The sequence below is a fragment of the Microbacterium sp. genome, assembly GCF_036277215.1.
GTDB lineage: Bacteria > Actinomycetota > Actinomycetes > Actinomycetales > Microbacteriaceae > Microbacterium.
On record NZ_DASUNI010000065.1, the window covers coordinates 1 to 6177 of the forward strand.

Sequence of the window (6177 nt, forward strand, 5' to 3'; positions counted from 1 at the left end):
GGGCAGGTGTCGCCGCAGCCCATGGTGATGACGACGTCGGAGTCCCGAACCGCCTCGGTGGTCAGGATCTTCGGCACGTTGTCCGCGATGTCGATGCCCTCCTCTGCCATCGCGGCGATGGCAACCGGATTGATCTGGTCCTTCGGCTCGGAGCCTGCGGAGAGAACCTCCACGCGCCCGCCGGAGAGTGCGGCCATGTAGCCGGCCGCCATCTGGGATCGACCCGCGTTGTGCACGCAGACGAACAGGACGGTGGGGGATCGGGTCATTCCTTCGTCATCCGAAGCGGACTCCATGGACGGGAGTCTAGGCGCGTCCTCTGAGGAGCGGCTCCGGCGCTCGATCAGGATCGTATCCCGCCACTGGCCGGCCCAGGGGCCGACGGAGGATCGCGCGATCCGCTCGCGCCGGCCGACGACGCGGAAGCCGACGCGTTCGTGCAGCGCCAGACTCTCCACGTTTTCGGGGAAGATGCTCGCCTGAATCGTCCAGAATCCGGCGGCCTCGGCGGCCTCGACGAACGCCTCGAGCAGCGCACGGCCGACCCCGCGCCCCTGAGCATCCGCTGCCACGTACACCGAGTGCTCGACCACGCCTCGGTAGACCGCTCGCGACGAAACGGGGGATGCCGCCACCCACCCCACGACGAGGTCGCCGTCGACGGCGACCAGTCGCGGCGCCGATACTTTGCCGGAGTCGAACTGCTCCCAGGTCGGAATCGTCGATTCGAAGGTCGCGTTGCCGGCGGCGATGCCCTCGGCGAAGATGCGCTCCACCTCCGGCCAGTCCTCGACGGTCATCGGCCGGATCGACAGCGTCGTCGGCGTCACGAGCAGCAGCCCCCACCCTGACCGAGATCCGTCGAGCAGACCCCGGTCGCCGGGAGGGTGAGCTGAACCTGGGCCGCGGATGCGGCATCCCCGCCGAGCCAGGCGACGATCGACCGCACTTGCTCGTAGCCGGTCGCCAGGAGGAAGGTCGGAGCTCGGCCGTAGCTCTTCATGCCGGCGAGGAAGAATCCGTCCTCGGGCTGCTCGAGCTCGGCGAAGCCGTGCGGTGCCACGGTTCCGCAGCTGTGCACGTTCGGATCGATCAGGGGCGCGAGCCGCCTCGGTGCCTCGACGACGTCATCGAGCTCGAGCCGGATCTCGCGCAGCATCGCGAGGTTCGGCCGGAATCCGGTCGCATTGACGATCACGTCGGTGTCGTACTCGGTGAGCTCGCCGCTGCGCGACGCGACGATGCGAATTCGGTCATCCCGGCGCGAGAGTCGTACGATCTCGAATCGATCGACGACGTCGATCACGCCTGCCGCCACGAGTTCATCCACGCGTCCGCCCAGCTTCGCGCGAGCGGCCAGGTCGTCGTCGGGTGAGGACGAGACCCGTATCGCGCTGCGGTTCCGGATCGCCCACGTGATTCGCGTCCCGGGCTCGTCGCTCGCGAGCGCTGCCAGGCTCAGCAACGTGTTCGCAGCCGAGTGCCCGGCCCCGACGACGGTCGTGTGCTTCCCGGCGAACAGCCGACGGTCACGGCCCAGCACATCGGGCAGCGCGTGCGTGATGAGGTCGGCGACCTCGTCGAGTCCGAGCGGGTCGAGTCCACTGGAGGCCAGGCTGTTGGGGGTGCGGAATGTTCCCGACGCATCGATCACGGCTCGGGCTGAGATCTCGGTCTGGGCGCCTTCCGGGTCGCGCACCCGCAGCAGGAAGGGTGTCGCGGCTCGACCGGCTGTGCGCGTGCGGTCCATGCCCTCGCGGCTGACGGCGATCACCTCGACGCCGGTGCGGGTGTGCTCGGCGATCTGAGGGAGGGAGGCGAGGGGCGTCAGATACTCGTCGACGAGTTCCGCGCCGGTGGGAAGCGCCGAGTCGGTGGGGTGCTGCCAGCCTGCCGTCTCGAGCAGACGGCCGGAGGCGGGATCGACCAGGTGCTTCCACGGCGAGAACAGCCGGATGTGACCCCATTGACGGATGCTGTCGGCAACCGTGTCGCCGGCTTCGTAGATCTCGAACGGGATGCCTCGCTCGACGAGATTCGCGGCCGCGGCCAGGCCGATCGGGCCGGCGCCGATGATCGCAACGGGAAGACTATCCATGCGACGGCCGGAGCGCGGGGGGCGGGTCAGGTCGATGAGGGTCACGAGCGGTTCTCCTGGATGTATCGAAGTTCGTCGATATAGATCATGCGTGCTTATATCGATGCTTGTCAATATTCGTTACCATCGATGTATGGCGACACTCGAGCTGACCGACATCACGGCAGGCGGCCGCGCTGATCTGTGTTGTGCGCCGCTGGTGCGGGAGCCGCTCAGCGCCGCGGCGGCCGACGACCTCGCGCGCAAACTGAAGGCGCTCGCCGATCCGGCGCGATTGCGTCTGATCTCGATCGTCGCCGCATCCGAAGGAGCCGAAGCCTGCGTCTGCGACTTGACGGAGCCCATCGGCCTCAGTCAGCCCACCGTGTCGCACCATCTCAAGGTGCTGATGGATGCGGGCTTCCTGACGCGCTCGAAGCGCGGCACCTGGGCGTACTACAAGCTCGTCCCCGAGGCCGTCGCGGAGCTCTCCGCTCTCCTCAGCAGCCCGTGAGCGCTGCCCGGCGTGTCGCCGCGGAGCTCCTCGGATCGGCCCTGCTCGCTGCGGTGGTGATCGGCTCGGGCATCGCGGCGCAGCGGCTCTCTCCGGGGGATGTCGGTCTGCAGCTGCTCGAGAATGCGTTCGCGACCGCGCTCGCGCTGCCGGTTCTGATCTTGATGTTCGCCGCGGCCAGCGGCTCGCACTTCAATCCGGTCGTCACTCTCGTCGATGTCGTCATCGGCGGCCGCCGCTGGTCCGATGCCGCCGGTTACCTCCCAGCCCAGGTCTTCGGATGCATCGGGGGAGCCATCCTCGCGAACTCGATGTTCGACGAGGTCGCCGTCAGCATCAGCACGACCGATCGGCTGAGCCCCGGCACCTTCCTCAGCGAGATCGTGGCGACCGCCGGTCTGATCCTGACGATCTTCCTGCTGAGCCGCACAGGTCGGCATGCCGCAGTGCCCTGGGCCGTCGGCGCGTACATCGGTGCCGCCTACTTCTTCACGAGCTCCACGAGCTTCGCCAACCCCGCGATCACGATCGGCCGGGTCTTCAGTGACACGTTCGCGGGGATCGCACCCTCGTCGGCACCGGGGTTCGTCGTCGCTCAGCTGATCGGCGGCGCGGTCGGGCTCGGACTCCTCGTCTTCTTCGCACCACGAGCGGTCGCGACCGCCGAAGCCGACGCGCTCAACTGACACGGCCCTTCCGTCAGTCGGGCGGATTCCGGTGCAACGAGCGCTCGGCCATCCGCTTGAGGCCCGTCCGGTCCACCTTGCCGGTGGCGGTGGACGGCATCTCGTCGAGGACGACGATCTCGTCCGGAGCCTTGTAGCCGACCTTCGCCCGTGCGAAGCGGATCAACTCGACGTCCGATGGCCGCTCGCTGCCATTGCGCAGCGTGATGTACGCGCGGACGTTCTCTCCGTGGATCTCGTCGTGGATGCCGATGACCCCTGCGCTGTCCACGCTCGGATGTTCGAGCAGAACGCCCTCGATCTCCTGCGGGCTGATGTTCGAGCCGTCGTGGACGATGATCTGCTTCCGGCGACCTTCGAAGTAGAGGTAGCCGTCCGCATCGGCGCGCAGGACGTCGCCCGAGTCGAACCAGCCGTCGGTGAACGCGGCATCCGTCGCATGCGGGTCTCCCCAGTAGCCGACGCACGCCGCCCCGGTCTTGATCCATGCGCGACCCTCACCATCCGCGTCGACTACGTCGCCGGCTTCGTCGCGAATCGACAGCGACAGGCCGGGCACGGCCCGCCCGACCGATCCGAGCCTGATGTCGGCGGGTGGGCTCACGCTCACGAGCCCGGTTTCCGACAGTCCGTACGCCTCGTCGATGGCGAACCCGCTGAGTGCGGTGAACTCGCGTTCGAGCTCGGCAGACACCTTGTCACCCGCCGCCCGGCAGAGCCGGAGTGACGAGAAGTCGTCCTGGGTGGCGCCATGGTCACGGGTCAGTGCGAACAGTGCCGAGGGCAGCATCGAGAGCACCGTCGGTCGATCGTCGCGCAGCAGCGGCAGAAGCTCGTCGCCGTCGAACGTGCGCGCGATGGCGATGCCCGCGCCAGCGCTCAGAGCGCCGAACGACACATAGAACGCCCCGACGTGGGAAAGCGACGATCCGGCGACGACGAGGTCACCGGGCCCGAACTCCAGCCCCGCCGCCGCGGTCGCGAACATCCAGCCCAGCGTCTCGTGCGTATGAGTGACGCCCTTCGGCGGACCTGTGCTGCCGGACGTGAAGAAGATGACGGCCGGGGCGGTGGGCGCGGGAGCCGGGAGTGCGGCATCCGGTCTGTTGCGTGTCAGCAGTTCCTGGAACGCAGCGCCGCCCTGCTCCGGCTCCAGGTAGCCCAGAGTGCCCAGCGCAAGCCCCGCGACCCGCTCGCTTGCCGCCAGGTCGGCCTCGCGCTCGACGTGGGCCAGCAGCATCCGAGCTTCGCTGATGCCGAGGGCGTGGTCGATCTCGGGCGCCGTGTACCGGTAGTTGAGCGGCGTGGCGACCAGGCCCGCCTTGAAGCAGGCGAGGTAGTGGACGATGAGCTCGTACCGGTTCGGCATGAGGGAGGCGATCCGGTCACCCGGTTGCAGCCCCGAATCGAGGTAGCCGGCCGCGAGCACGCCACTCAGCTCGTCGAGCTGCTCCCACGTCAGGCGCGCTCGAGCCGAGACGAGCGCCAGGCCCGTCGAATCCGTCGCCAGGCCGGCACGCAGCAGATCGCTCGGCTTCGCCGGCTGCTGCAGCGCTGCTCCGGAATAGGTCCCCACCAGCATCCCCCGACTGCTTGACGGCAGGAGACTACACCTCAGCCGACAGCTCCGGTACGCGATCCATCGGCCGGCCCGGGCCAAGATTGACACCATGAGCTCAGCCGTGTCGCCCTTGACCGAGATGCCGTCACCAAAGTTCGTCATGTCGGCCGAGGGGCATCGCATCGCGACCTACTCATGGGGTGAGGATGCCGCGCCCACAGTCCTGTGCGTGCACGGGTTCGCGTCGAACTGCCGCGACAACTGGGTCGACACCGGCTGGGTGCGAGACCTGACCCGAGCCGGCTTCCGCGTGCTCGGTGTTGACCAGCGCGGGCACGGCGCCAGCGACAAGCCGCACGATCCGCTCGGCTACACGATGGAAGCGCTCGTCGGCGACCTGCTGATCGTTCTGGACACCTACGTGCTGGACAGCGTGCACTATGCGGGCTACTCGCTGGGAGGCCGGGTGGGCTGGCAGCTGCTCGTCGATGCCCCCGACCGCGTCACGCGCGGCGTGCTCGGAGGGATACCGGATGGCCGCCCGCTCGCCCGGCTGGACATCGACCAGGCGCGCGCGTACGCCGAATCCGGCGCGCCGATCAACGACCGGGTCACGCAGAATTACGTGACACTCGCCGAGCGGGTGGCGGGTAACGATCTGGGGGTGCTCGTGGCGCTGGCTGAGGGCATGCGTCTCGGCGACGCGGATCCCGACCCGGCGCGCCCGCCTCAGCAACCCGTGCTGTTCGCGACGGGAAGCGAGGACGCGATCCTCGCCCGGTCCCGGCATCTGGCGTCGGCCGCACCACGTGGCGAATTCGTCGAGATCCCCCGTCGGCACCACTTCAATACGCCGGGTTCGAAGATCTTCCGGGCCGCGGCCACCGCGTTCCTCTCTCAGGGCTAGAACCCCGGCGGCCGGGTCGATAGCGTGCAACGCATGCCCATCAAGCTCGAGAACGTCGGAATCGCCGTTCGCCACCTCGAAGAGACCGTCGCCTTCTTCACCGACCTCGGTCTCACGGTCATCGGCCGCGACACGGTCAGCGGGGAGTGGACCGACACCGCGGTGGGACTCGACGGCAACCACGCCAAGATCGCGATGCTGCAGACGCCGGACGGTCAGGGCCGTCTCGAGCTTCGAGTACATCCACCCCGACGCGATCGAGACGAACCCCACCCTTCCCAACGAGATCGGCATGCACCGCGTCCTGTTCTCCGTCGACGACATCGACGAAGCGCTCGAGATCGCCGCGAAGCACGGCTGCCGACCTCTGCGCGGAGTGGCGACTTACGAGGACGTGTACAAGCTCACCTATCTGCGCGGTCCCAGCGGCAT

The 6177-nt window shown here is 68.3% G+C and carries 6 protein-coding genes and 2 pseudogenes; 4 read left to right on the forward strand and 4 right to left on the reverse strand.

What is annotated here, in order from left to right; translation table 11 throughout:
• The 3 genes and pseudogenes from VFX99_RS03065 to VFX99_RS03075 form a co-directional block, all read right to left on the reverse strand.
• A partial coding sequence (locus VFX99_RS03065) for a heat-shock protein HtpX (RefSeq protein ID WP_329664852.1) occupies nt 1-269 on the reverse strand: 269 nt, incomplete at its 3' end.
• Between the two features lie 60 nt (nt 270-329).
• Nucleotides 330-800, reverse strand: a pseudogene (locus VFX99_RS03070) (GNAT family N-acetyltransferase); the annotation flags it as partial.
• Nucleotides 801-826: 26 nt separating this feature from the next.
• Nucleotides 827-2143 (reverse strand): NAD(P)-binding domain-containing protein, encoded by a 1317-nt coding sequence (locus VFX99_RS03075; RefSeq protein WP_329664847.1) that lies wholly within the window; start codon nt 2141-2143, stop codon nt 827-829.
• An 88-nt stretch (nt 2144-2231) separates the two neighbouring features.
• Here VFX99_RS03075 and VFX99_RS03080 point away from each other — a divergent pair, with 88 nt between their 5' ends.
• On the forward strand, nt 2232-2591 hold the full coding sequence (locus VFX99_RS03080) for a metalloregulator ArsR/SmtB family transcription factor (protein WP_329664848.1): 360 nt from the start codon (nt 2232-2234) through the stop codon (nt 2589-2591).
• Nucleotides 2588-3277: an MIP/aquaporin family protein gene (locus VFX99_RS03085; protein ID WP_329664849.1), complete on the forward strand. Its 690-nt coding sequence runs from the start codon at nt 2588-2590 to the stop codon at nt 3275-3277. The genes VFX99_RS03080 and VFX99_RS03085 overlap by 4 nt, the downstream gene beginning before the upstream one ends.
• A gap of 13 nt (nt 3278-3290) precedes the next feature.
• On the opposite strand, the gene VFX99_RS03090 is transcribed toward VFX99_RS03085, so the two are convergent.
• Entirely contained in the window at nt 3291-4859 is a 1569-nt protein-coding gene (locus VFX99_RS03090; RefSeq protein WP_329664850.1) for a class I adenylate-forming enzyme family protein, read from the reverse strand.
• Between the two features lie 88 nt (nt 4860-4947).
• Between VFX99_RS03090 and VFX99_RS03095 the strand changes: the two genes are divergently transcribed.
• Nucleotides 4948-5745, forward strand: coding sequence for an alpha/beta fold hydrolase (locus VFX99_RS03095; protein ID WP_329664851.1), 798 nt, complete (start codon nt 4948-4950; stop codon nt 5743-5745).
• 33 nt (nt 5746-5778) lie between these two features.
• Nucleotides 5779-6177: pseudogene (locus VFX99_RS03100) on the forward strand (VOC family protein); the annotation flags it as partial.

Bases quoted from the DNA above. Each gene is read 5' to 3' on its own strand.
- VFX99_RS03080 (WP_329664848.1), top strand. From the start codon at position 2,232: ATGGCGACACTCGAGCTGACCGACATCACGGCAGGCGGCCGCGCTGAT.
- VFX99_RS03090 (WP_329664850.1), bottom strand. From the start codon at position 4,859: ATGCTGGTGGGGACCTATTCCGGAGCAGCGCTGCAGCAGCCGGCGAAG.
- VFX99_RS03095 (WP_329664851.1), top strand. From the start codon at position 4,948: ATGAGCTCAGCCGTGTCGCCCTTGACCGAGATGCCGTCACCAAAGTTC.